At 49.0% G+C, this 25,050-nt stretch carries 22 protein-coding genes and 1 pseudogene; 5 read left to right on the top strand and 18 right to left on the bottom strand.

Annotation, left to right across the window (positions count from 1 at the left end; all coding sequences use genetic code 11):
- The first annotated feature begins 10 nt into the window (after positions 1 to 10).
- Both NX722_RS01155 and NX722_RS01150 read left to right on the top strand, forming a co-directional pair.
- Positions 11 to 277, top strand: coding sequence for a YcgL domain-containing protein (locus NX722_RS01155; RefSeq protein ID WP_262566332.1), 267 nt, complete (start codon positions 11 to 13; stop codon positions 275 to 277).
- 2 nt (positions 278 to 279) lie between these two features.
- Positions 280 to 729, top strand: a complete 450-nt coding sequence (locus NX722_RS01150; protein WP_262566331.1) for a YcgN family cysteine cluster protein — start codon at positions 280 to 282, stop codon at positions 727 to 729.
- On the opposite strand, the gene NX722_RS01145 is transcribed toward NX722_RS01150, so the two are convergent.
- The 5 genes from NX722_RS01145 to NX722_RS01125 form a co-directional block, all read right to left on the bottom strand.
- Entirely contained in the window at positions 726 to 1,286 is a 561-nt protein-coding gene (locus tag NX722_RS01145; protein WP_262566330.1) for a nitroreductase family protein, read from the bottom strand. The genes NX722_RS01150 and NX722_RS01145 overlap by 4 nt on opposite strands.
- A 95-nt stretch (positions 1,287 to 1,381) precedes the next feature.
- Positions 1,382 to 2,206, bottom strand: a complete 825-nt coding sequence (gene queF, locus NX722_RS01140; RefSeq protein ID WP_262566329.1) for an NADPH-dependent 7-cyano-7-deazaguanine reductase QueF — start codon at positions 2,204 to 2,206, stop codon at positions 1,382 to 1,384.
- Positions 2,207 to 2,459: 253 nt separating this feature from the next.
- Positions 2,460 to 3,242: an ABC transporter permease gene (locus NX722_RS01135; RefSeq protein WP_262566328.1), complete on the bottom strand. Its 783-nt coding sequence runs from the start codon at positions 3,240 to 3,242 to the stop codon at positions 2,460 to 2,462.
- Positions 3,243 to 3,245: 3 nt separating this feature from the next.
- Positions 3,246 to 4,235, bottom strand: coding sequence for an ABC transporter ATP-binding protein (locus NX722_RS01130; protein ID WP_262566327.1), 990 nt, complete (start codon positions 4,233 to 4,235; stop codon positions 3,246 to 3,248).
- A 150-nt stretch (positions 4,236 to 4,385) separates the two neighbouring features.
- Positions 4,386 to 5,303 (bottom strand): TIGR01777 family oxidoreductase, encoded by a 918-nt coding sequence (locus NX722_RS01125; protein ID WP_262566326.1) that lies wholly within the window; start codon positions 5,301 to 5,303, stop codon positions 4,386 to 4,388.
- Between the two features lie 732 nt (positions 5,304 to 6,035).
- Between NX722_RS01125 and ptsG (NX722_RS01120) the strand changes: the two genes are divergently transcribed.
- On the top strand, positions 6,036 to 7,466 hold the full coding sequence (ptsG, locus tag NX722_RS01120; RefSeq protein ID WP_262566325.1) for a PTS glucose transporter subunit IIBC: 1,431 nt from the start codon (positions 6,036 to 6,038) through the stop codon (positions 7,464 to 7,466).
- A 65-nt stretch (positions 7,467 to 7,531) separates the two neighbouring features.
- Here ptsG (NX722_RS01120) and NX722_RS01115 read toward each other — a convergent pair whose 3' ends face one another.
- From NX722_RS01115 to NX722_RS01060, 12 genes and pseudogenes are all read right to left on the bottom strand, one after another.
- On the bottom strand, positions 7,532 to 8,251 hold the full coding sequence (locus NX722_RS01115) for a copper homeostasis protein CutC (RefSeq protein WP_262566324.1): 720 nt from the start codon (positions 8,249 to 8,251) through the stop codon (positions 7,532 to 7,534).
- A gap of 91 nt (positions 8,252 to 8,342) precedes the next feature.
- Entirely contained in the window at positions 8,343 to 9,161 is an 819-nt protein-coding gene (locus tag NX722_RS01110) for a hypothetical protein (RefSeq protein ID WP_262566323.1), read from the bottom strand.
- A gap of 188 nt (positions 9,162 to 9,349) precedes the next feature.
- The gene (gene crr / locus NX722_RS01105) at positions 9,350 to 9,856 is read right to left on the bottom strand and encodes a PTS glucose transporter subunit IIA (RefSeq protein WP_262566322.1); all 507 of its coding nucleotides are present in this window, start codon (positions 9,854 to 9,856) and stop codon (positions 9,350 to 9,352) included.
- Between the two features lie 154 nt (positions 9,857 to 10,010).
- Positions 10,011 to 10,991: a 6-phosphofructokinase gene (pfkA, locus tag NX722_RS01100; protein ID WP_407647943.1), complete on the bottom strand. Its 981-nt coding sequence runs from the start codon at positions 10,989 to 10,991 to the stop codon at positions 10,011 to 10,013.
- 130 nt (positions 10,992 to 11,121) lie between these two features.
- Positions 11,122 to 12,588 carry a pyruvate kinase gene (gene pyk / locus NX722_RS01095; RefSeq protein WP_262566321.1) on the bottom strand — a complete coding sequence of 489 codons (1,467 nt, stop codon included), beginning with the start codon at positions 12,586 to 12,588 and terminating at the stop codon, positions 11,122 to 11,124.
- A 253-nt stretch (positions 12,589 to 12,841) separates the two neighbouring features.
- The gene (gene gap / locus NX722_RS01090) at positions 12,842 to 13,852 is read right to left on the bottom strand and encodes a type I glyceraldehyde-3-phosphate dehydrogenase (protein WP_262568755.1); all 1,011 of its coding nucleotides are present in this window, start codon (positions 13,850 to 13,852) and stop codon (positions 12,842 to 12,844) included.
- A 711-nt stretch (positions 13,853 to 14,563) separates the two neighbouring features.
- Positions 14,564 to 14,821, bottom strand: coding sequence for an HPr family phosphocarrier protein (locus NX722_RS01085; RefSeq protein ID WP_262566320.1), 258 nt, complete (start codon positions 14,819 to 14,821; stop codon positions 14,564 to 14,566).
- 551 nt (positions 14,822 to 15,372) lie between these two features.
- A pseudogene (locus tag NX722_RS01080) lies at positions 15,373 to 15,528 on the bottom strand (PTS transporter subunit EIIB); the annotation flags it as partial.
- Between the two features lie 46 nt (positions 15,529 to 15,574).
- On the bottom strand, positions 15,575 to 17,785 hold the full coding sequence (locus tag NX722_RS01075; protein WP_262566319.1) for a WD40 repeat domain-containing protein: 2,211 nt from the start codon (positions 17,783 to 17,785) through the stop codon (positions 15,575 to 15,577).
- Between the two features lie 1,296 nt (positions 17,786 to 19,081).
- On the bottom strand, positions 19,082 to 19,339 hold the full coding sequence (locus NX722_RS01070) for an HPr family phosphocarrier protein (RefSeq protein ID WP_262566318.1): 258 nt from the start codon (positions 19,337 to 19,339) through the stop codon (positions 19,082 to 19,084).
- Between the two features lie 197 nt (positions 19,340 to 19,536).
- Entirely contained in the window at positions 19,537 to 20,130 is a 594-nt protein-coding gene (locus tag NX722_RS01065) for a glucose PTS transporter subunit EIIB (protein ID WP_262566317.1), read from the bottom strand.
- On the bottom strand, positions 20,084 to 20,875 hold the full coding sequence (locus tag NX722_RS01060) for a PTS transporter subunit EIIC (protein WP_262566316.1): 792 nt from the start codon (positions 20,873 to 20,875) through the stop codon (positions 20,084 to 20,086). Before NX722_RS01060 ends, NX722_RS01065 begins: the two co-directional genes overlap by 47 nt.
- Before the next feature lie 281 nt (positions 20,876 to 21,156).
- On the opposite strand from NX722_RS01060, the gene NX722_RS01055 reads away from it, so the two are divergent.
- Both NX722_RS01055 and ptsG (NX722_RS01050) read left to right on the top strand, forming a co-directional pair.
- A complete protein-coding gene (locus tag NX722_RS01055) occupies positions 21,157 to 22,422 on the top strand; it encodes an ABC transporter substrate-binding protein (protein WP_262566315.1) in 1,266 nt (421 codons plus the stop codon).
- A gap of 243 nt (positions 22,423 to 22,665) precedes the next feature.
- Positions 22,666 to 24,117, top strand: a complete 1,452-nt coding sequence (gene ptsG, locus NX722_RS01050) for a PTS glucose transporter subunit IIBC (protein WP_262566314.1) — start codon at positions 22,666 to 22,668, stop codon at positions 24,115 to 24,117.
- A 130-nt stretch (positions 24,118 to 24,247) separates the two neighbouring features.
- On the opposite strand, the gene NX722_RS01045 is transcribed toward ptsG (NX722_RS01050), so the two are convergent.
- Positions 24,248 to 24,607 (bottom strand): hypothetical protein, encoded by a 360-nt coding sequence (locus tag NX722_RS01045; RefSeq protein ID WP_262566313.1) that lies wholly within the window; start codon positions 24,605 to 24,607, stop codon positions 24,248 to 24,250.
- Positions 24,608 to 25,050: the final 443 nt, after the last annotated feature.

Genomic DNA, 25,050 nt, shown 5'->3' with positions numbered 1-25,050 from the left:
CAAGCGCACTATGAAGAAATTACTGGTCTCTATCTATAAAAGCAGCCGCAGGGATGAAATGTATCTGTATGTACAGAAACAGGAGCGTCTGCAAAAAGTACCCGCTCCGCTGCTGGAAGTGTTTGGCAAAGAGCAGCACGTTATGGATCTGCTGCTGACCCCTGAACGTCAGCTGGCCAGGGCCGAGGCTGACCAGGTGATCAATGATATTGAAACCCGGGGGTTTTTTCTGCAAATGCCACCCTCCGACCTCGATAGCCAGGACGTACAACACTGACTATGACTCAAGAACATTTCTGGGAATGCAAAACCCTGTCTGAAATGACCCCGGAAGAATGGGAAAGCCTGTGCGACGGCTGCGGCCGTTGCTGTCTGCAAAAGCTGGAAGACGAAGACACTGATGAGGTTTACTATACCGCTATTGCCTGCCAGTTGCTGGATACCCACTCATGCCAGTGTTCCGATTATCCAAATCGCAAGGCAAAGGTGCCGGGCTGCCTGAAGCTGGGACTGGAAGATGTTCCTCAGTTTCACTGGTTGCCAGGCACCTGTGCCTACAGGCTGTTAGCAGAAGGCCAGCCGCTTCCGGCATGGCACCCGCTGGTATCCGGCTCCACAGACAGTGTGCATGAAGCCGGAATCTCGGTGCAGAGGTTTGCGGTTCCCGAGCAGCAGGTGCCAGAAGATGAGTGGGAAGACTACATTATTCCCATGTTACCCGTTGGCTAACCTTCCCACGCCATTACATAATCCTTTACTTCCAGTGGTTCCAGCTTTTTAGCGGAACCACCGGGTGTTCCCATATAGATAAAGCCCAGCAGTTGTTCATTCTCTGCCAGCCCCAAACCTCTGGCTGTTGCAGGGTGATAATTGACCGCGCCAGTTCGCCACATGGCACCCAGCCCCAGGGCATAAGCCGCATTAAGAATATTCTGTGCAGCGGTCGCTACAGACATCTGTTGTTCAATATCCGGTACTTTCGGATGCTCCTTAACCTTGCACACCAGAGCCACCAGCAAAGGCGCCCTCAGAGGCAACCCTTTAAATCGTGCTATCGCTTCCGGCGCCAGGTCTGGCTGATCTTCCAAAGCGGCTCTGGCAAACACTTCACCCAGCGCATGCCGGGCTTCCCCGCTAATGGTCAGAAAACGCCAGGGGCGGAGACGGGCATGGTCAGGTGCGCGCAACGCCGCCTGAAAAATCTGCTCCAGCTGTCTGGCATCCGGTGCAGGTTCAATGAGCCTTGGTGTTGACACTCGTTGTTGCAATCCTTGTAATAATTCCATGATCACTCCCCCCTTCAATTCTTTTCTGGCAGATGCGCTATTTCAATCGCTACATTGCCGTCGCTTATACTACTCTGGTCAGTTATTAGTGCACCTTATTGTCTTACCAGACGCAGGCGATTGGTTTCTTTGTGGTGGGTACTGCGCCACGGGTTAATGTCCAGACCGCCACGACGAACGTATTGCGCATAAACCGTCAATTCTTCCATCCGGAAACGCTGCTGGATGTCAGTAAAGACCCGCTCAGCACACTGCTCATGAAACTCCTGATGTTCCCGGAATGAGCAGATATATCGCAGGAACGATTCGTGGTCGATGGCTTCTCCCCTGTATTCCACGACAATGGTTCCCCAATCGGGCTGTCCGGTCACCGGACAGTTGGATTTCAGCAGGTTGGAATGAATGGCTTCTTCAACATGCCCTTCACCTTTAAGCAGAAAGTCCGGCTGATACATGTAGGTATCAATGGCAATATCCAGCTCATCAACACACTGCCCCGGAGCCTTGCTGAAACCAAAGGCTTCCATCTCTGCCACCGTCATCAGTTCAACCTTGACCGGAGCACCCGCAGCAGCAGACAGGTCTTTGATCATGGTTTCACGGGCAGCAGCAACGCTGTCGAAACGACTCTGATTAAATGAGTTCAGATACAGTTTGAACGACTTGGACTCAATCAGGCAGGGAGAGTCGCAGGGCAGCTCAAACCGAGCCACCATCGCCAGTGGTTTACCGAGGGCATTCAGCCAGGAGATTTCATAGGCGTACCAGACGTCACAACCCACATAAGGCAGATTGTCAGGGTCAAGACCCAGCTCTTCCTGCTTTTCCCTGCGGGAAATAGGGAACAGGATGGAAGGGTTATATTCAGTTTCGTAAAGACTGGTCTTGCCCAGCTGGGACATTTCGACCGTATTAGACATGGTAATCTACGCCCTTGGAGCCTGTCGGGCTTAAGCGTCCGTAGCGAGGATTGCAAGAAATTGAGGATAAAAATTTCTGATTTTGAGGCGAATAGCGAGCTATTCAACGAAAAAGCAGGAATTTTTAGACCAATTTATTGCAACCGCAGTAGGACAGTCTTAAGTCCGACAGGCTCCTTGTATCATGTTGTGACTGAAAAACAGTCGTTCAAGGACGTGGATTATCATTGAAGCGGTTTTATTATTCAAACGCCTATGTTCGAAGCCCTTTACCAGTTCTGAGCAGCCAGAGGGCAAAAGCAGCAAACAGGGCAATAGCCACAGCCATCACCACAAAAGCCATAGCAACATTCACACCCCCATCCTCCCCCAGAATCCCGTACCGGAAAGCATTCACCTGATACAGAATCGGATTGAGCATGGAAAGAGAGCGCCAGGGTTCCGGCAGCAGTTCTATGGAATAAAATACGCCCCCCAGATAGGTCATGGGCATCAGCACAAAGGTTGGGATAATAGAAATATCATCAAACTTTCTGGCAAAGATGGCGTTAATAAACCCGCCAAGGGCAAACAGTACGGCTGTCATCAATACCGCCAGCAGGGTAATCGACACACTGTAGATCTGCAGGTCTACAAAAAAAGCCCCCATCAGCATCACCAGAATGCCAACCAGAACACCTCTGACGGTTCCGCCCAGTACATACCCCATCAGGATAATGCTGTTGGATACCGGCGACACCAGCAGCTCTTCCACGCTGCGCTGAAACTTACTGCTGAAAAAACTGGATACCACATTGGTAAAGCTGTTGGTGATCACTGACATCATTGCCAGCCCCGGCACCACAAACGTCATGTAGCCAAAACCAGCCATTTCTCCTATGCGGGAACCAATCACAGAGCCAAAAATAATAAAGTACAACGCCATAGTAATCACGGGCGGTAATAAAGTCTGAGGCCAGATACGCATAAAGCGGCGCACTTCCCGAACAAAAATAGTTTTGAACGCGATGGCCTGGTACTTCCATTCTGAAGCCATCTTCTACCCCCGACTGGTCTTATGATTGGAAACAGACTCTGAAGAAGTGTCAGAAGCCGATTGAGAAGAGGCTGGCTGAGAGTGCGCAGACGTCATCTTCATAAACAACTCTTCCAGCCGGTTAGCCTTATTGCGCATGCTGGCCACTTCTATCCGATAATCACTGAGCTGGCGAAACAGGTCATTCACACCCTGATGCTTACCGACCTCTACCTCAATACTGTTATCTTCCACCTTCTTAACGTCGTAACCGACAAACCGGGGCAGCTCATCCACCGGCTCTTTCAGGTCAAGCACAAAGCTTTCCTGTTGCAGCTGACTCAGAAGCTCTTTAATACTGGTGCTTTCTACGATTTCACCCTGGTCAATAATGCCAACACTCCGACAAAGCTGTTCGGCTTCTTCAAGATAATGGGTGGTCAGAATAATGGTGGTTCCCTGTTCATTGATCTCCTGAACGAACTCCCATAACGAACGCCGGAGTTCAATATCCACACCGGCTGTCGGTTCATCCAGAATTAACAGTTTAGGGTTGTGTATCAGCGCCCTGGCAATCATCAGGCGGCGCTTCATGCCACCGGAGAGCATGCGGGACATAGTGTTGCGTTTATCCCATAACCCCAGTTGCCTGAGGTATTTTTCCGAACGCTGGCGGGCGACACGGGCAGGAATACCGTAGTACCCGGCCTGAGTCATCACGACATCTTTTACTTTTTCAAACTGATTGAAGTTGAACTCCTGGGGAACCACGCCCAGCAGGCGTTTAGCCTGTGTCATATTCTTATCGAGATTATGACCAAATACATCAACATAACCGGAGGTTTTCTGTACCAGAGTGGAAACAACACCAATAGCCGTTGACTTGCCCGCACCATTTGGGCCAAGCAGGGCGAAGAAGTCGCCTTCATTCACACTAAGGTCAATTCCCTTTAAGGCTTCAAAACCATTTCCGTAGGTCTTGCGCAGGGATTTTATTGTTAAAGCCTGATTCATTGTCTGCCAGATTGTTATTGTAATGACAGCGACTGCTGTCTTTATAAACGGCAATGTTATTATATGTAGCCTTAAGCGGTAAAGACAACCAAGAGAAACCAGCACATCAGGCAGAAACACTTCCTGCCCGGTGCGATCTGTCGGGGAACGCTAAAAATAAGAAGGTTTTATCAGCAGCTGCCTTAGTGCGCTGTTAATTTCCGGCTGCTCCCAGGTAAAGCCCGCTTCCTGCAAACGCTCAGGGATAGCTGCCTGACCATGGGTCACCATTGCTGAAGATTCTCCCAGCAGTAACTTCAGTACGATGGCCGGAACCGGTATAACAGCAGGGCGGCGCAGCGCCCTGCCCAGAGCCCTGGCAAACTCTCTGTTTGATACCGGATTAGGCGATGTCGCATTAAAGGCTCCCTTCAGGGATTCGTTGTTCAGCAAAAAGGTAATGACCCTGGTCATGTCGTCCGAATGAATCCAGGACATCATCTGGTTGCCGGAACCAATCGGCCCTCCCAGCCCCAGACGAAAAGGTGGCAACATCTCATGCAAGGCGCCTTTGTTCTGGTGCAACACCAGACCGGTTCGGACAACACAAACCCTGACACCGAGGCTTTCAGCCCGTCTGGCCGCCTGCTCCCAGCGTTCACACAATGAAGCAGCAAAGTCTGAACCAGCAGTCGATGATTCGTTCTGAGGCTCTGAAGCGTCATGGTGACCATAATATCCGACAGCGGAACAACTGATCAGGGTTTTAGGACGATTTTCCAGTCGTTCAATCAGGTCTACCAGCTCGCCAGTCAATCCTACCCGGCTATCGAGCAATAACCTTTTGCGCTGGTGGGACCAGCGTTTCGCCATAATAGGCTCGCCAGCCAGATTGATGATGGCATCGAATGCTACAGAAGGATTAATGGCATTCAGTGATTGCACAGGACGTACACTGCTGGTCAGCAACCGGCGAACGTCGCTGGGTGACTGCCGACTAAGTACAGAAACACGATGACCATCCCTGATAAGGGCGCGAACGACCCGTCTGCCGATAAAACCTGTGCCACCTGTCATCAAAATTTGCATGATGTTATTTACCTGCTGCCTGCTACCTGCTAACTGTTATTACCCTACCTGTTACCAGATCTATGTTCCTGACTATGTACTTGCGCTTAACTTTTTACCAGCTTTTCTGTCATTCTCATACAGATACGTGAAGACAAGAATCCCGGAGAAATATCTTAAAGCTATCGACAACAGGGCAAGCTTATTTATAGCGATGAAGAACAGGCAGGCATGCCCGGACATTTTCAGATTATTCACAATAAAAAAATACCCGGGTCCCCTCAAACCCGGGTTTGTACTGGCTGGCTGTTTTGGCGGTTCCCGCTTCTGTTATTATATCCATCTCAGGAGTTGTAAGGCTTGTCTGACGCTACCAGATCCAGACAGGAGTTATTTTTAGCTTATCTGGCTGGTGAATCGTTCACGGTTTTAATTATACGTATTGCTACCTAGATGCAAATTGACACAAATCAATAGTTTGCGCACTTTACTTAGGTTATTTGTATTCACCACTACGCGAAATATGCACTGTGACCTGATCGCTGCGTCACCTTCGTCCCAACCTATGACTGAAAACGACCTCAACAAAATAAACAAACAAAAATATACGTTCATTTACTAAGAATGAGATTGCCGAGTCTCACATTTGGTCTATGCTTTCAGGGTTTTATCTCTTAACTTGCAACGTTGTTTTCTCCCCTGTTTGACAACTCTGACGTTGCTGCCCAGCAGAATTCTTCTGGAGTTTTCCCCATGGTTAAAACTGTGTTCGGCACACTGCAGAAAATTGGTCGAGCACTGATGCTGCCCGTAGCCGTACTGCCTGTAGCAGGCATACTGCTGGGCGTAGGCAGTGCCGGTTTTTCATTCATTCCAGATCTGATGTCCAGTGTTATGGCTCAGGCCGGTGGAATGATTTTTGGTAATTTGCCCATCATATTTGCAATTGGTACCGCCATAGGACTGTCAGAAAATGACGGTGTTGCTTCTGTTGCCGCCGTTGTCGGCTATGTCGTCATGCTCGGAACTATGGGCGTCATGGCGCAGCAACTGGACGTAGAACCCAGTACCATCATGGGGGTAGACTCCATTGATACCGGGGTCTTTGGCGGGATACTGGTAGGTTTACTGGCCTCGGTCATGTTCAACCGCTATTACAAAATCCAGCTGCCTGAATATCTGGGTTTCTTTGCCGGTAAACGATTTGTCCCCATCATCACGGCGCTGTGCGCAGTTGCTCTTGGGGTTCTACTGAGCTTCGTCTGGCCTCCGATTCAGGAAAGCATTGACGCGTTCTCAAACTGGTCCATCACCGAAAATCCGGTTTTGGCCGGTTTTATCTATGGCTTTATTGAGCGTGCGCTGGTTCCCTTTGGTCTGCACCATATATGGAACGTCCCTTTCCAGATAGAAATGGGGCAATTCGTCGACGCTGCTGGCAATGTCTACACCGGTGACATTGCCCGCTTCTTCGCTGGCGACCCTACTGCCGGCTTCCTTGCCGGTGGCTACCTGTTCAAGATGTTTGGTTTGCCTGCCGCAGCCATTGCCATGTGGCACTGTGCAAAACCAAAGAACCGCAATGCCGTGGGCGGCATCATGATTTCTGCCGCACTGACTTCGTTACTGACCGGCATTACAGAACCCATTGAGTTCTCCTTCCTGTTTGTTGCTCCAGTTTTATATGGTATTCATGCTCTTTTGGCTGGTCTCGCTTTTGCCATCACCAATTATCTGGATATCAAAATGGCCATGTCATTCTCCAACGGAATGATTGACTATATCCTTTACTACACCATTGCCACCAAACCCGCCTGGATTATTGGACTGGGACTAATTTATGCAGCGGTCTACTACAGCGTATTTCGACTTGCCATTCTCGCATTGGATTTGAAAACGCCCGGACGGGAGGAAGAAACCCGTCAGGGTAAGGTCGAAGTAACCCCCGAGCTGGCCAGAAACCTGGTCGAAGCGTTTGGCGGCAAAGGCAATATTAAAAACCTTGATGCCTGTATTACACGATTAAGGGTCACGGTTAACAAAGCGGATGATGTGGATCAGGATCGCATTAAAGCGCTGGGGGCAACTGCCGTCGTGGTCGTAGGTAAAAATATGCAGGCCATTTTCGGCCCTCAGTCAGACAACATACGAACTGAAATGCAGGAAACCATGAAATCGATGTAGCTTGTTATGACGGCTGCTGACCAGCACTCAAACACTCTACAGAGTACTGGTCAGCAACCTTGCTCTCACACCATCGCCCGAACTCGTTCAGACGACACTTCGCCATTATGAAGAACACCACTATAAGCATGCAGGCTAACCTTCCCACTGGACGGCAACAATTGCCCCATTAATGAACGACTATTGTCCGGCGACAAACCACCTCCAATCACAATTTCAATACGCTTGCCTGCCTGAGCAATAAGACGGTTCAGCAGTGACACGCCCTGCCCGGCGGTTTCACCGGAACCCCAACGTGTACCACTGGTCAATACCCGGTCAACACCGAACTGCATCAATACAGCCAACGACTTCTCCGGGTCATGGGTTGCATCGAAAGCACGATGAAATGTGGTCGTCAGTTGCAGACCTCTGGCCGTATCCAGCAACCGCTGCAACAGCCCTTCATCAATGGCATTATCCCTGGCTCTCAATCCCCCAAAGACAACACCGTCAGCGCCAGCCCGGGCAGCCATTTCAATCTGACTGACCATAATATCGCTCTCTTCCAGGCTGTAATAAAAATTCCCTGCACGGGGGCGAACCATAACCATCAACCCTTCAGGTCTGAATGCCTGTCTGGCAGCTTTTATTGGGTCAATGCCGGGAGTCAGACCGTCCTGATCCATCGCCGCACACAGCTCAATACGACTGGCACCGCCTTGCTCTGCTGCCACAGCTGCTCTGCTGACATAGTCCACGTTAGCACTGTTAATACAAACTTCTATCTCTACTTCTCGCAACATGACATGAACTCCACGGTAAGGGTGATAGCATCAATTATCCCGAACTTTTACATACACACCATCAACCAACAGCGGAAAGCGAAAAGCGGCCTCAAAAAGGTTTGCCAATCAGACGCTTTGCATCATCAATCAATACCTGATTTAAATCCTGAATCTGCTGGTGCAACTCCATAACACCCCTTCTTGCCTTTATACGAATTTTTTTAGCCGGTTTGCCGGTTATAGCAACCGGGGCATCAATTTCGTAATCAATATACTCATGATCCGGATACTCTTCATTTGAGTAGCCTTCATTGGAATAGCCTTGACCCTTACCTTCTGAATCCGTATGACCAGAAGAATGCTCAGCCTGTTCTTTCTCATACTCTGAGAATTTAGGAACAGGCACCATTTTACCCACCCCCTTCATAGCCCGGCGTATCAGAATATCCCCCAGTTCGGCCTCGACTTCCCTCAGTTGACGAGTGGCATGTTGTTTATCTGCCTCATCTTTCCCGGCTCTTTCTTCCCGGAGTTTTGCCTGAAGCCTGTCCTTTTCTTTGGCTTTACGTTCTTTATCTTCCAGTTTTGCCAAGTGTGCATGGAGCTGATCCTGATAATCCAGTAAGTCACCAAGACTCATTGTTCTAACCGATTTTTTTGTATAGAGAGGGTTGTTCGTCTGTGAGCCGGAAGGAGGAGAAGGGTCTTTATCCACCGGGCGATTCAGATTAACCCCCATTGCAGCCAGCTTCCGGATGAGACCATCAATTTCAGCCTGCCGCGCCTCTTCTGGGCTTACTTCACTCTGAGAGGTTTCCTGAACAGGTACTGATCCAGCACCTCTTTCACGCTCAACGGGTATAGCTGCCCAGACAGGAGTGATTAACAGGTACAGAAGTGTGAGAAGTAACGGAGATAATCCTTTCATACGGGTTCCAGTCCATTGAGCCTTGTTTTATGGAAAAAAGTAAAGGGAGCAAATAAACCGGGAGAAAGAATAGTTCAGAAACAGCTGTTCATCACTGACAGGACGGTTAGGAATACTAACCTGCAGGGTAAATCAGAAAGGGCAGCTCCCGAAGTATTGTCAAGAGCTGCAAAGGCATAAAGTAAAAATTACTTCATTTTAACAACCAGCAGGTCGTCAGCACCTTCAGTCACTGAACCGGAAGACTTTTCCAGAGACTCTACGTCGTCCATGTTGGAGATAACCACTGGAGTGATTACACTCTTGGCATTCGCTTTCATAAACTCCAGGTCCACTTCGATGATCGTGTCACCCGCTTTAACGGTCTGACCTTCAGAAGCAATACGCTTAAAACCTTCACCTTTCAGTTCAACAGTGTCGATACCGAAGTGTACGAACAGCTCAACACCGGATGGCGTCGCCATGCTGAACGCATGGTTGGTTTCGAAGATTTTGCCAATTTCACCGTCGCAAGGAGCAACCATTTTGTTGCCAGTCGGGTTGATAGCGATGCCGTCGCCAACCACTTTCTCAGAAAATACCGCGTCTGGTACTTCTTCGATGGCAACGATCTCACCCGTCAGAGGTGCCTTGATCACAGTGCCTTCATCGCCACCGAGACCCATGCTTTTCTTGATTGAATCAAACAGACCCATACTACTTATCCCACGTATACAAGATGATTAGATTCTAGACGGTTAATGACCGCTTCTGTCAATTAATGGCTATGCACTTCTATACACCACCGTGCACCATTAACAAAAAAACGCCCCGCTAGAGCGAGGCATTTTTTTAATAGTTCTCTATTTATCAGACAGTGACAATATCTGCAACTCTGAGCAGTACATCATCAATGGCGTTATGCTTGCTGATGGCTTCTTCCAAAGGCGTCGTCACGACTTTCTGGTCGCGGATACCGACCATTACGCCACTGACTCCTTCAAGCAGTTTCTCAACAGCTGCAACACCCAGACGACTGGCCAGTACCCGGTCTGCACAGGTTGGCTTACCACCACGCTGAATGTGCCCCAGTACAGTGACCTTCACTTCGTACTCCGGGAAGCTTTCTTCCACTGCACGCCCCAGCTCTACCACACCGCCAATCTTTTCACCTTCAGAGACAACCACAATGCTGGAAGTCTTGCCGGCACGACTACTGTTTTCCAGACAATCCATCAGTTTTTCTACAGAGTGATCTTCTTCCGGAATCAGAATCTCTTCAGCACCGGCTGCAATACCACTGTTCAGGGCGATAAAACCAGCATCACGCCCCATCACTTCGATCAGGAACAGACGGTTGTGAGACGTTGCCGTGTCACGAATTTTATCGATGGCTTCAACCGCTGTATTCAGGGCTGTGTCGTAACCAATGGTAAAGTCAGTACCAAAGATATCGTTGTCGATAGTACCCGGCACACCAACACAAGGCAGGCCATGTTCTTTTTCAATCAGCATGGCACCGGTGAAGGAGCCATCACCACCAATAACAACCAGTCCGTCAAGACCAGCGGCTTTGGCATGTTCAAACGCTTTGGCACGACCTTCAGGAGTACGGAACTCTGCACAACGGGCAGATTTCAGGAAGGTCCCACCCTGATTAATAATGTTGGCAACGGAGCGGGCATTAACCTCTTCCAGGTTATTTTCAATCAGCCCCTTATAGCCTTCATGAATCGCTACCGGCTGAACGCCGAAGTAAATGCAGCTGCGTACAACGGAACGAATGGCAGCATTCATACCCGGAGCGTCACCACCCGAAGTTAGAACGCCAATTTTTTTCATCTCTGCCATGGTTCTGTTCGTCTCCCTAGTCTTGAAACTTGTCTGAAACTTGCATTAAAACTCGCGCCAGAACTCGCTCAAAAAAGTCTCTTCCGGAATAGGCGTGAAGATGACTCGCAGCGCTTTCAGTGCGACAGACTTATTTAACGGTAATGATCTGCATGGTATTGGTGCCTCCTTCAACCTCTTCACACTCACCTTTGGTGAGAATGATACGATCGTCTGGCTCCAGCAAACCACGCTTCTTCAGTTCTTTAATCGCACGGTCATTAACTTCAGGACCGTACCTGCTGCCACTGTCGAAAGCGACAGCCTCAACGCCCCGGTATAAAGCGACACGACGCTCGGTGGTTTTGTACCGGGTCAGGGCAATAATAGGCAACTCGGTGTTAATGCGAGACACCCACAACGGTGTTGCGCCGGACTTGGTCAGGCAGACAATAGCCTTAACCCCCAGATTATTCGCTGCATAGGTGGCTGCAAGCGCTATGGCTTCGTCAGTTTCTTCAAAACTGCCCACTTCAGCACGGTCAACCCTGGCAATCAGTTCAGGATTTTTCTCAGCACCGGCACAGATACGAGCCATTGCCTTGACCACTTCATGAGGGCGCTTCCCCATCGCCGTTTCACCGGATAGCATCACGGCATCAGTGCCATCCAGCACCGCATTGGCCACATCAAACACTTCAGCACGGGTCGGCTGAGTGTTGTGAATCATGGACTCCATCATCTGGGTCGCTGTAATCACGGGCCGGTTCAGACGGCGCGCTTCATTGATCATATTCTTCTGAACACCAATCAACTCTGCATCACCGATCTCAACGCCCAGGTCACCCCGTGCCACCATCACTGCATCGGATGCACGTATAACTGCTTCAAGCAATTGTGGATCAGAAACCACTTCGGCCCGTTCGATCTTGGACAGAATGGAAGCACTGCCACCAGCCTGATTCATCAGTGTGCGCGCCAGCTCAATATCTTCAGGGCTGCGGACAAAGGATACTGCCAGGTAATCGACGCCAATATCGGCTGCCAGCCTGATATCATCCTTGTCCTTATCGGTCAGTGCATCTGCCGACAAGCCACCACCGGCCAGGTTGATACCTTTATTGTTCGACAGTTCACCACCATCTACAGTGGTGGTTACGATACGAGAGCCATCAATGTTTACGACCTGCAGGCTTAAACGACCATCGTCAAGCAATAGGACATCGCCCACCTTGCAGTCATTTGGCAGGTCTTTGTAGGCAAGCCCTACCTGGGTCTCATCGCCTGCATCAATAGGCAGTTCTGCATCCAGAACAAATTCAGCGCCGTCGGGCAAATTGATTTTACCGTTCTGGAAGCGCCCTATGCGTATTTTGGGTCCCTGAAGATCACCCAGTATGGCGATACTGCGCCCAAGACGGGTAGAAATGGTGCGAACCTGCTCCGCACGGGTTCGGTGGTCTTCAGCATCACCGTGTGAAAAATTCAGGCGGACAACATTAACACCAGCCTCAATCAGCTTTGTTAACTGTTCATCGGTCTGAGTAGCAGGACCGAGCGTGGCAACAATCTTTGTGCGCCTGAGCTTTGTGCGCCTGAGCTTCGTGCGTCTGAGCATGTTATCCTCTCAAGTTTGACCTGTGTGTGGGTCACCTGTGTGGCAGCTTATACTGGGACAACTCACTTCTGGTTCATGATTAATTCATGATCAGTACATGATGTATACACGATATGTCAAACAACAGAAAAAAGAAGGCAGTCACCCTGGACAGTATAGTCATTGACCTAACGAGTACCGTCTTCTTTTTACTACTGCTTTTACGACAAAAACACAGGCCCACGAAGAGCCTGTGTTTTTAATCAAACATCACTCAGGCGTTCATGAAAGCCTTAGCGGTGTCCAGCATACGGTTGGAGAAGCCCCACTCGTTGTCGTACCAGGACATTACCTTAACCAGGTTGCCTTGTACGCGAGTCTGGGTCGCATCGAAGCTGGAAGAGAACGGGCTGTGGTTGAAGTCCATGGAAACCAGAGGCTCATAGTTCACGTGCAGAACCTTGCTCATAGCTTCGGAAGACTTGGCAGCAGTAGCAATGATTTCGTTAACTTCTTCAACAGTGGTTTCACGACCAGCAACGAAGTTCAGGTCAACCAGAGATACGTTAACAGTAGGAACGCGAACCGCCATGCCGTCGAACTTGCCTTTCAGTTCCGGAACCACCAGACCTACAGCAGCAGCAGCACCGGTAGCGGTTGGGATCATGTTCTGTGCAGCAGCACGGGCACGATACAGGTCGCTGTGGTATACGTCGCTCAGACGCTGGTCATTGGTGTACGCGTGGATAGTGGTCATCAGACCTTTTTCAATACCCAGGGCGTCGTTCAGAGGCTTGGCGATTGGAGCCAGGCAGTTGGTGGTGCAAGACGCGTTAGAGATAACGGTCATGTCGGAAGTCAGAGTCTCGTGGTTAACACCGTAAACGATAGTTGCGTCTACGTTAGAACCAGGAGCAGAGATGATGACTTTTTTAGCACCGGCGTCCAGGTGAGGCTGGCAAGCGTCCTTGGAGCGGAATACACCAGTACATTCGAATACTACGTCCACACCCAGGTCAGCCCAGGGCAGGTTCGAAGGATCACGCTCAGAGAAAGTTTTGATTTCGTCGCCGTTTACGAACAGCGCGTTTTCACCTTCTTCAACCTGAGCATTGAAACGACCGTGTACAGTGTCGTACTTGGTCAGGTGCGTGTTAATTTTAGCATCGCCCAGGTCGTTGATAGCAACGATCTGGTATTCATCACGGCGACCTGCTTCATACAGTGCGCGCAGAACATTACGGCCGATACGGCCGTAGCCGTTGATAGCGATTTTGATCATGATGTCTCCAATACCCTTAGTCACAGCGGATAAGCCGCTATGGTCGTTAGTAAATAGGATTTTCCGTGCGAATACAGCCTAGTGAAAATACCTACAAAACTCTACAAACACCTTAAAACACAAGGGTTTACAGATATTGTCAGCCACATAAAACAAACATTCACACATCAGGACAGCGCCCGGCAGATTGCTTACAGGATAGACAATAAACACCCAAACCCACTCCGATCATTACAGCGAAATGCACTACAAGATACAGATGTGAACACGCTATACCACCCAGCTCAAAAAACTGATCCTGATCAATAAAATCAACTATTGATAAACTCTCAGGCCTATATCGCAAACATACTCAAAAGACATCACCGTCCGGTACACTTTTGCCAGGCATTTCGTCATCAACAGCTGTCTGCCGAAAGAGCAGTACTCCCAAACGACAAAAGCCGAGCTTCCCTGCAAAGCATCAGCAATAAGACAACATCATGTCGTTACCTGATACTTCCCAGTTTGCTCAGCTTATTTCCAGAAGTCTGTCGGGCTAACAGCGCCTCAACAAGCTCCTGATCATTTCTTATTGCTTCGCCAGCAGACTAAAATATAGCCACCAATAGCAGCTATACCTAACTTTCGATGAATTTCGACGACAAATCAGTCTTTGAAAAGATCGTCAAGCGTCTGCTGCCTGATCCGAAGAATCCCGGATCGCAGAAATCATTACTTCAGAGTAGTGATGAATTCAGCCAGGTGAGATACAGCACCTTCAGCGCCTTCACCTTCACCGATAATGGTCACAGTAGAACCCTGAGTCAGGCCCAGAGTCTGCAGCTTGAACAGGCTCTTGCCGCTGGCCTGCTTACCGCCCGCTTCCAGTTTGATGTCGCATTCGAAGCCTTTTGCTTCTTTTACGAACTGAGCAGCTGGACGAGTGTGCAGACCATTTTCAGCAGTAATAACTACGTCTTTTTTAAACATTGCCTTTCTCTCAATAGCGTGGAGATTTGGCGAGCAATAAAGAGGCTGAATTGCAAAAGAATAAGTCAGTCTCTCCGGATGCTCAAATTAAAACCTGCGGAGCTGCACAACGGCAACCCCTTACAATTCTATTGGAATAGAAAGCGAAAGGGATTGATATAGCGGTTTATCGCTATCGCTCCAGTCCGCACAATTTCCCGGGACAACTTCTAGCAAAAAGTCGCTAAGCTATCTCCAGCCTGATTTCACCGGCAATAATTTCAGCCTGTGGACCGAGGATTACCTGAAGGTTATCGAATCCACGTAAAACCCCGTACTTTTAGTGCGGGGATGTAAGTGGGGCTTGCGTAGAGCAAGCCTATGCACTATTTTCTTCTTGTCTCTTGCAGACCTACCTCTGGGCTAGAGGAATGTTAAGCCTGCGGAGTTCGTGTGAGACTTGGGGAACATGGGTTGGCTCGTCACCGTAAAAGTTCCCACTGTGGAACTTTTATGCGATAACCAAGCTGTTCCCTGAGCAACGAACTGTGAAACAGGAACCTGTTAGGTGACTAACAGGAATCCCCGTCCTTCAGGGCGGGGAGGATGTCAATGGTTCCGAGCTTAACCACACCTTTTGCGCCTATGGCTTTAAGACCCGGCTCATCAATTTTATCACGATCTGCCAGAGTCAGTCGCAAGCGGGTAATGCAGGCTGAAACAGACTTAAGGTTATAAAACCACTGGTTTCAATTGGGGTTTGTTTTAAAAGCATTAATTTTCCGGCTTATAATCGCTGAACTTTTCTGGATGTTCCTCTCTTTTTTGTGCCGCCATGCGGCTCACCGCTTCCGAGTAACACGGACTGTTCATCATTTCATAAATCTCGTCGTGCTGTTCTTTAGTAGCTTTCTTCTCACGCTCTTTTTTCCTCATATTGGCTCCATCAGAAGCCTCTCGTTCTGGCTGGTATAACCCCCAAAGTTCTATAGCTGAATCACCGTTATCCATTTTTACAACCAGCTTGTCTGGCGCAAGAACAGCCATATAGCGAATACTACTTAGAGATAAAACGGCTGCCTGGGAGAGCTCTTTACCGACGTGATTAATAGTCCAGATCGTTACTTCACTGTCCGAATAATAAAAGTCACGATGATAGGTACAAGACATAAGTCGTCCATCAGGCAATCTGAACAAGAGATTAATTCCATGTTCATGGGCCCTAAGGATGTGGTGTGACCTCCCCTGGTCAACATCCCATAATATTAAGTTACCCTCAGAGTCTCCGGATGCAAGCAGCCTGTCAGACACAGCGGCTAAACATGTCACCCGACAACCATGCCCGGTCAACGTATGTACAGGACGTGTCTGACTCACATCCCAAATCATGATTTGGCCGTCACTTCCTCCCGAAGCCAGTTGGCCACGGGGCAGTTTTATCAAAGCACTCACTGAATTCTCGTGACCTTTAAGGCTGCTTTGGCAGGATCTGTTTTTCCTGCAACTATCAACCTTCCATATAAAAATGTCATTCCCGGAAGCCATCGCAAAGCGGCTGTCATCTATTGCACACACATGTTCACTGGCATGTCTCGGTTTGTCAGGCACACCTTCTTCGGAAACATGCAGTTCGTTGATATTCGGACCTATTGAAAGCCCATTGTTACCAACCAGTAAGAAACCCGGGGGGAACTTTATTATTTTTGTGATGCGTTCATCAGACTCGTCTTCGTCGTAGTCTTCGTCGTCTTCGTCTGCGTTTTCGACTTCATAAAGCTGTTCAGTCGGCTCAATTATTTTACCGTCAGGGTTTCGGATAAACAGCTTAACACCTCTTTCAACGGATGCTATCGAGCCATCGGATAATACTTCCATGGCATTTATGCTGCCTGCATAGCGGCCAGAATCTTTCAAGTCCTTTAAATACCGGGGATGTAGTTTATTGTTGCTGGCTAAAAACAGAACAAATGCAGCATAGTCGAGTGGGGTTTTACAAATCGAATCAACAAACTCTCTTGAGATTTCAATGCCTTTGCGTATTTTGTCTATCACTTCAGGATCGCTAAAATAATATTCCGTCTCCTGCCGCAGGCTGTCATCCTTGCCTCCAAAATGAAATTCCTTCATAACTGAAAGCCGCTTTAACCAATATTGGTTATTAAATTCATGATTGTTTTTGTTTGTTGAAGCCAGAGCTATTTTATCTTTCAGAGGAAGACATTTCATGATCAGCTCTCTGGGTAATTCAGGTACTTTTTCAAATGGAAATGCTGGAGCCTCTCTTCTGGACTCCTGACAGTCTGGACAAAGATTTGTGAACTCAGTGAATGCCTCGTTTTCTCGCAAGAAAGTTCCACCAGGCAACTTCGCTTTACATATTGGGCATTGCGATTGAACCCAACTTACCACATCAAGTATCTTTTGTTTTTTATTTCCATCTCCGCCTTCATCTCCGCCTTCATCTCCGCCTTCACCGCTCTTGCCTGCATAACGTTTTCCATCTTTTCCTGTTTTTTTGATATTCCCATTGGAGCCAGAAGCCCCACCGGAATCTGAATCCGAACCTGAGCCAGATCCACGACTACCGCATTCTGAATTCGGACACTGCCTGCCAGAGTATTCTCCCGATTTTGATCCGGGCCATACGGGTAAACGTTGCTGTCTCCCCCCCTCTTCAGAATATGCTTCGTACCACTGTGTTTCCCGGGAGTTTGTAAGCAGCGTTTCCAGAAAAGGCTCGAAGGTACTTCTTTGTCTCTGGGTGCCAGACAGTTGCTGAAGCAGCTCAACCGTATCTACTTCAAAAACTGTAATTCGATCGCGCAATATGCTGGCAAGCGTGTCATCACCGGAATAAATAGCGTTCTGAATGCGCCGATAAAGTATGTTCAATAAACGCCCCCTCTCCCTGGCAAACAGGGAAGCAAAGGTATTGAACTCACTGGCATCGTTCTGAAAACCGATATCTTTCTGATAAAAAGTCACCGGATTTCTGTCATAGGGTTCCCGGTCATCATCACCTCCCCTGTCACTGCCACCCGCTGCCACAGTTGTCGCTCCGGACACTGGAGTCAGCGCTTCGCTCTTGTCCAGCGCAACACGGTAAGTATGGATTAATGTATTTAATATCTGATGATTTAACCGGTCTCTGGCGTCACGGGACAAGGGTTGTGAGGGTACAATAACTACCTTAAATTTCTGCTGGTCCAGGAATAAAAAAATACGGGTTGTTTCAGTTTTTGTATTTTGGTCAACTCTGCCGGGATCTCCGGCGGTCGTAAGATTTTTATAGTGGTCCATTAACTGGTTCCACTTCTGTAATAGCTTTTGAGAGCTCTGAGAAATGATCTGATCAACAGGAAACCATCTGTCAACATCAGTCTCCGGTTGTAGAATGCCTTCTTCACGATGCAGGAAATCTGGCTGAATCTTTTCAGGCTCCCATACCGGGGAACGAAGAAAAGGGGTAACTGCGCTTTCAGAACTTTTTGTAAGGAAAGTGGAAAGTGATGCAAGCATCCCAAACAGTAGCAGTCTGACAGGTTCAGCAACCCTTTCAGTCAAGGGTTTTACTGGTTTTTTCTGCGCCAGAGAACACACTTTTCCATCATCAGAAAGAAGCCAGGGTGATTTAAAACCAGAATACTCAGACATTATTAGACGGCAGTCGACTTGTGCGTAAGCGCTGCCCTGTGTAAACAGACAATACAAAAAAATGATTATCTGAAGCCAAACCGATCCAGGAAAGAAGCCGCCACCCTTCATACCTTAATTTCCCCCTGACTCAACGAGTCTGAAAAACTGTCATAACAGGGTAGGCGTCTTTTCAGTGTTCACATAAGAAATACACCGGGCTTTTAGCTTCTGGCTATTAGCTGCTCACACAACCACCAGTGAAGAGCGTCATATTCTAAGCATTAGCTCCCCGTACACACATCTAAAAAACACTATTAACCAGTAAATTAATCTACAGCTGTCGCCGAAAGAGCAGTGCTCCCAAACGACAAAAGCCGAGCTTCCCTGCAAAGCATCAGCAATAAGACAACATCATGTCGTTACCTGATACTTCCCAGTTTGCTCAGCTTATTTCCAGAAGTCTGTCGGGCTAACAGCGCCTCAACAAGCTCCTGATCATTTCTTATTGCTTCGCCAGCAGACTAAAATATAGCCACCAATAGCAGCTATACCTAACTTTCGATGAATTTCGACGACAAATCAGTCTTTGAAAAGATCATCAAGCGTCTGCTGCCTGATCCGAAGAATCCCGGATCGCAGAAATCATTACTTCAGAGTAGTGATGAATTCAGCCAGGTGAGATACAGCACCTTCAGCGCCTTCACCTTCAGCGATAATGGTCACAGTAGAACCCTGAGTCAGGCCCAGAGTCTGCAGCTTGAACAGGCTCTTGCCGCTGGCCTGCTTACCACCCGCTTCCAGTTTGATGTCGCATTCGAAGCCTTTTGCTTCTTTTACGAACTGAGCAGCTGGACGAGTGTGCAGACCATTTTCAGCAGTAATAACTACGTCTTTTTTAAACATTGCATTTCTCTCAATAACGTGGAGATCTTGCGAGCAGTGAAGAAGCTGAATTCCAGAAGGATAAGCCAACCTCTTCGGAGGCTCAGATTGAAACCAACGGGGCTGCACAACGGCAACCCCTTACAATTCTATTGAAATAAAAAGCGAAACGAATTGATATAGCAGTTTATCGCTATCACCATTTTCCGCAACAATCGCTAAACCATCTCCAGCTTGATTTCACCGGCAATAATTTCAGCCTGTGGACCAAGGATTACCTGAAGATTGTTGGAACCCAGCTTTACGACTCCCTTCGCCCCCATGGCTTTAAGGCCTGACTCATCAACCCTGTCACGATCTGCCAGAGTCAGTCGCAAGCGGGTAATACAGGCAGAAACAGACACAAGGTTATCTTTACCACCCAGCAATGCAATATAGTGCTTCGCACGTTCCGAGTCCGAAACCACACTGACCGGCCTCTGCTCAACCTCATCGTCCTCACGACCCGGGGTTTTCAGATTGAACACCCTGATCGCAAAATAGAAGGTGCAGAAGTAAACCACAGCAAAGGCCAGACCAATAATGACCAGGGTCACGGGGTGGGTGGCCAGTCCCCAGTTAAGCACCATATCAAAGGCACCCGCTGAAAAACCAAAGCCATCCAACACTCCAAACAGATTGGTCACGACCAGAGACAACCCGGTCAGCAATGCATGAACGGCATACAGCGCTGGTGCCTGAAAGACAAACAGGAATTCCAGTGGTTCAGTGACGCCGGTAAGGAAAGCTGTCAGTCCAACCGAAAACAACAATCCACCCACTTTTGCGCGACTCTTCCCGGGGGGCAGCAAGATACATCGCCAGGGCAGCCGCTGGCAAGCCAAACATCATTACTGGATAAAAACCAGCCATGAAGGCACCGGCGGTAGGGTCGCCAGCAAAGAACCGTGGCAGGTCACCATTAACGATTTCACCTGCAGCATTGGTATATTCGCCAAGACCAAACCAGAAAATAGAGTTAACCACATGATGCAGGCCAACAGGGATCAAGCCCCTGTTCAGTACTCCATAAACGAACAGTCCAATGTAACCGGAATCAGCAACACTGCTTGCAAACGCATTGATTCCCGACTGGATAGCAGGCCAGACAAACCCAGCAATAACAGAGGCAGCCAGGGCGATCAGCCCGGTCATAATCGGAACCAGTCGTTTGCCACCAAAAAAGGCAAGATACTGAGGTAACTGGACACGATGGAATTTATTATAACTGTGACCAGCAATGATGCCGGCAATAATGCCCCCGAAAAACGACATATCGATATCGGCATTAATCGTTTTTGCAGCAGCAGTAAGAACAAAGTAACCGATTGCCCCCGCCATAACAGCCGCCCCGGCATCATCTTCCGAAAGACCCGCTGCAATACCCATGGCAAACAACAGAGGCAGGTGGCTGAAAACGGCATTCCCCGCTTCGGCCATAAACGCGATATCCAACAAATCCGGCTGTCCGACACGCAGCAATATAGCAGCAACAGGCAAGGTTGCAATTGGCAACATCAGTGCCTTTCCTAAACGCTGCAAATACCCTAGCACATCCACGACTTCACCTCTGCACTTCGTTATTTCTATTGCTCAAACTCGTACAAAAAATGACCGGCTCAGTTTTAACTCAGAAATGTAACGGGTTACACCATTTCATCTCAAGTAATTTTACGTATTTAAGTCGAATCATTAACCAGTAAGTTGATCTATAGAAAAATAGTCCTTTCAGTTATGAATTAACAATTCACATTTAATACTGCACATTTTTTAACTAATTAACGGTTAAGCCTTCATCTATGATCCAGCGCCTGCTTATAACAACACTACTAACCTGTCTGGCCACTTCTGTGACGGCCAGTGATGCACCATCAAATCGCCCCGCAGGGACAGTTAATGTCCTCCACTGGTGGACCTCCCCCAGTGAAGCTGCCGCCATGGACATTTTGAAAGATCACTATACAAAGTCCGGCTTTGCCTTGACTGATCAAGCGGTTGCCGGCGGTGGCGGCGGCAGAGCCATGACAGTACTGAAGTCTCAAGTTATTTCAGGCAACCCCCCGCATGCAGCCCAGATCAGTGGGCAGGGTATTAAGAGCTGGGCCAGCCTGGGTCTGCTGGCAGACATTGATGACACCGTCAATCACAATCAATGGACCTCTGTACTGCCTGAATTTGTCTCTGATGCCATTCAGTTTCAGGGGCGTTTCTATGGTGTTCCCGTTGGCATTCACCGAAGCAACTGGTTATGGGTTAATCCAGGTGCTTTTGAGGATACCGGGCTGGCAATCCCCACCAGCTGGGATGAGCTGATCGCCATTGCCCCCCGCCTGCGCCAGGCTGGCTTTATTCCACTAACTCACGGCGGAGAAGCCTGGCAGCAGGCGGCTATTTTCGAATCCGTTGTACTCTCGGAAGGAGGCGCGGATTTTTACCGACAGGCACTGGTTCATCATGACCGGAAAGCCCTGACCAGCCCGACTATGATCAGGGTATTTCGAAAGCTGAAACAAATAGCCTCCCTGACTCCGGACAATCGAAGCAAAATGTCATGGGACCAGGCCACCCGGGAAATTATTAACAACAAGGCGGCCATGATGCTAATGGGGGACTGGGCGCTTGGGGAGTTCAAAATGAACGGTCAGGTTGAAGGAGAGGATTTCTACTGCCAGCCCGCCTTCGGAACCGACAAAAAGTTCATCTACAACATCGACAGCTTTGTTCTGTTTAATCTCAGAAGCTCTAGCGACCGTCAGGCACAGCACTGGCTAACCCAGCAGTTGATGAATATGGAGACACAAATCGCATTCAACGAAAAAAAAGGCTCAATTCCTGCGCGAATGGACGCAGCAGAAAACCTTCAGGGCTGCCAGCAGAAAAGCCTGGAAGACCTTAAGGCCAGCATCGAAGCCAACACTCTGGTACCAAGCATCATTCATGGAATGGCCGCCAAGGAGTCTCTGCAGATACCCGCCATTAACTTTGTCAGTAGCTACATGTCCGACCCGACCGTTACACCGGAACAGGCGGTAAAATCGCTATCTGCCGCACTGCTCTCACCGTGAACTACTCGCTATCAAACTCGCTATCAAAATAGTTACCATTTATTAACGCAGAACTGACATAAGACAATGCATTTCCGATCGCACCCTTTCTTGAAAGATTTCGTTACATTTCGTTTATCTCTCTTACCCAATAGGTACGATCGTTTTGTTAACCTCGCCCACGATAACAAACAAACACAGGTTCACAGCGGACAACAGCCTGTGTGACGTTACCAAGACTCAATCATCACGAGGTTTCACACCATGTTGCAAAACGCCTTTGGGGTGCTGCAGAAAATCGGCCGTGCGCTGATGCTGCCTGTAGCGATTCTACCGGTTGCAGGCATCCTTCTGGGTATCGGCGCAGCTAACTTCAGTTTCCTGCCTGAGCTGCTCAGCCAGGTGATGGCACAGGCCGGCGGTGCCGTATTCGGCAACCTGCCACTGCTGTTCGCCATCGGTACCGTTCTGGGCCTGACCGATAACGACGGTGTTTCCACTCTGGCCGCTATCGTTGGCTACGTGGTTATGCTGGCCACCATGGGTCTGGTTGCAGGCCTGATGGGTGTTGAAACCAAGTCCATCATGGGCATCACCTCCATCGATACCGGCGTATTCGGCGGCATCCTGTCTGGTGCTCTGGCGGCGGTTATGTTCAACCGTTTCTACAAAATTCAGCTGCCAGAATACCTGGGCTTCTTCGCAGGCAAGCGCTTTGTTCCTATCGTAACCGCTTTCGCTGCCATCGCCCTGGGTACCGTTATGGCCTTCGTATGGCCTCCAATCGGTGCAGCCATCAAGTCTTTCGGTAACTACGCTGTTGAAGGCAACCCTGTCACCATGGGCTTTGTCTACGGTTTCGTTGAGCGTATGCTGATTCCTTTCGGTATCCACCACGTATGGAACGTGCCTTTCCAGATGGAAATGGGTCAGTTTGTCAACGAAGCCGGCCAGGTATTCACTGGTGACATTCCTCGCTTCTTTGCGGGTGACCCGACTGCAGGCTTCCTGGCAGGTGGTTTCCTGTTCAAGATGTTCGGTCTGCCTGCTGCGGCCATCGCCATGTGGCACACTGCCAAGACCAAGCACCAGAAGCGTGTGGGCGGCATCATGATCTCTGCAGCCCTGACCTCCATGCTGACCGGTATCACCGAGCCTATCGAATTCTCCTTCCTGTTCCTGGCTCCGGCTCTGTACGTTGTACACGCCCTGCTGGCTGGTTTCGCTTTCGTGATTACCAACTTCCTGGAAATCAAGATGGGCGCATCCTTCTCCCACGGCCTCATCGACTTTGCCCTGTTCTCCGGCATCGGCACCAAGTCCTTCTGGCTGATTCCTCTGGGTGCCGTTTACGCAGCCGTTTACTACGGTGTATTCCGTACCATCATCACTGCTTTCAACCTGAAAACTCCGGGTCGTGAAGACGAAGAAAGCGGTTCTCAGGTAGAAGTAGGCCCTGAGCTGGCTGGCAAGCTGATCATCGCTTTCGGTGGCAACGCTAACATCAAGTCCATCGACGCTTGTATCACCCGTCTGCGTGTTGCAGTGGTTGACGTGAACAAGGTTGACCAGACTGCCATCAAGGCACTGGGCGCTCGCGGTGTTATGGTCGTTGGTAACAACATGCAGGCTATCTTCGGTACGCAGTCTGAGAACATCAAGACTGCCATGCACGAAGTAAACAAAGCTGGCGGCGTGACTGCAGTTACTGCTTAATCAGTTATTACATCGATTAAGTTAGCTTAAGAAACGGGGGCTTCTCACTAAGAGAAGACCCCGTTTTTTTGCCCTTAAAAATACTTCACTGCCTGCAATAATCCGCCTGATACTTAATGCCAGTTGCGAATCAGTTTTCCGGCAGTCGTTGACGGATGAGTAGTTCAAGCCTGGCAATGTCTTGCCGGGTTTCTGCCTGCCCCTGCTCAAGCCTGGCAATGTCCTTGCGGGTCTCTGCCTGCTCTAGCTCAATCCGGTCGAAGCGTTCACGGTTTTCCTGCTGGATACAGTCAACCTTATGATCAAGCGCGTCAACCTTATGATCAAGGGTATCAACCTTATGATCAAGAGCGTTAACCTTACGATCAAGAGTATCAACCTTACGATCAAGAACCTTAACGTCAGACCGGGCTTCACCCAGAATACTGATCATGTCAGCCAGAGTATTAAGTGTGTGATCCGGCTCATTCGATTCTGCTGTCGCACTCATTGGGCGCTTCCTGAGTAGATGGTTTTTGTTTGAGCAATCAGCTTAGCAGACCATGAAAAAGATACAGAACCAAAAACGGAGCCTTTACGACTCCGTTTTTGGTTTAAAAGAAAGACTCAAGAGAAAGGAATTGCCTGTACCACTGGCACCGATGATCGGCAGTTTTTGCCCGGCAGGAATGTCGAGATCCAGATTGCGATACAGATACGTTTTACCATCAAAAGAGACATTGAGCCTTCCTGGTTGTAGTTATATGAACTTTTCATGAAGCATCATTTTTCCTACCTGTCTGTCAGAAGTTGACGCAAATCAAACAAAAGTGAACAGCATTTCTCTAATATCGCTCGGTAAAACTTTTCGTAAAAATAAGAGCAAAAAAAGTAAAGCGGTTACTTCAGGTCAGGAAGAGTGGCACTTCGACAACGCCGCTAACCCTTATTCCT

Source organism: Endozoicomonas gorgoniicola, assembly GCF_025562715.2.
Taxonomy (GTDB): Bacteria; Pseudomonadota; Gammaproteobacteria; order Pseudomonadales; family Endozoicomonadaceae; genus Endozoicomonas_A; species Endozoicomonas_A gorgoniicola.
This window is presented reverse-complemented; position numbering and strand designations above follow the sequence as displayed.

Bases quoted from the DNA above. Each gene is read 5' to 3' on its own strand.
- NX722_RS01070 (WP_262566318.1), bottom strand. From the start codon at position 19,339: ATGTTTAAAAAAGACGTAGTTATTACTGCTGAAAATGGTCTGCACACT.
- pfkA (WP_407647943.1), bottom strand. From the start codon at position 10,991: ATGGCAGAGATGAAAAAAATTGGCGTTCTAACTTCGGGTGGTGACGCT.
- pyk (WP_262566321.1), bottom strand. From the start codon at position 12,588: ATGCTCAGACGCACGAAGCTCAGGCGCACAAAGCTCAGGCGCACAAAG.
- NX722_RS01125 (WP_262566326.1), bottom strand. From the start codon at position 5,303: ATGCAAATTTTGATGACAGGTGGCACAGGTTTTATCGGCAGACGGGTC.
- NX722_RS01115 (WP_262566324.1), bottom strand. From the start codon at position 8,251: ATGTTGCGAGAAGTAGAGATAGAAGTTTGTATTAACAGTGCTAACGTG.
- NX722_RS01060 (WP_262566316.1), bottom strand. From the start codon at position 20,875: ATGTTGCCAATTGCAACCTTGCCTGTTGCTGCTATATTGCTGCGTGTC.
- NX722_RS01055 (WP_262566315.1), top strand. From the start codon at position 21,157: ATGATCCAGCGCCTGCTTATAACAACACTACTAACCTGTCTGGCCACT.
- NX722_RS01150 (WP_262566331.1), top strand. From the start codon at position 280: ATGACTCAAGAACATTTCTGGGAATGCAAAACCCTGTCTGAAATGACC.
- NX722_RS01130 (WP_262566327.1), bottom strand. From the start codon at position 4,235: ATGAATCAGGCTTTAACAATAAAATCCCTGCGCAAGACCTACGGAAAT.
- ptsG (WP_262566325.1), top strand. From the start codon at position 6,036: ATGGTTAAAACTGTGTTCGGCACACTGCAGAAAATTGGTCGAGCACTG.
- NX722_RS01085 (WP_262566320.1), bottom strand. From the start codon at position 14,821: ATGTTTAAAAAAGACGTAGTTATTACTGCTGAAAATGGTCTGCACACT.
- NX722_RS01045 (WP_262566313.1), bottom strand. From the start codon at position 24,607: ATGAGTGCGACAGCAGAATCGAATGAGCCGGATCACACACTTAATACT.
- NX722_RS01135 (WP_262566328.1), bottom strand. From the start codon at position 3,242: ATGGCTTCAGAATGGAAGTACCAGGCCATCGCGTTCAAAACTATTTTT.
- NX722_RS01110 (WP_262566323.1), bottom strand. From the start codon at position 9,161: ATGAAAGGATTATCTCCGTTACTTCTCACACTTCTGTACCTGTTAATC.
- ptsG (WP_262566314.1), top strand. From the start codon at position 22,666: ATGTTGCAAAACGCCTTTGGGGTGCTGCAGAAAATCGGCCGTGCGCTG.
- NX722_RS01155 (WP_262566332.1), top strand. From the start codon at position 11: ATGAAGAAATTACTGGTCTCTATCTATAAAAGCAGCCGCAGGGATGAA.
- queF (WP_262566329.1), bottom strand. From the start codon at position 2,206: ATGTCTAATACGGTCGAAATGTCCCAGCTGGGCAAGACCAGTCTTTAC.
- NX722_RS01145 (WP_262566330.1), bottom strand. From the start codon at position 1,286: ATGGAATTATTACAAGGATTGCAACAACGAGTGTCAACACCAAGGCTC.
- crr (WP_262566322.1), bottom strand. From the start codon at position 9,856: ATGGGTCTGTTTGATTCAATCAAGAAAAGCATGGGTCTCGGTGGCGAT.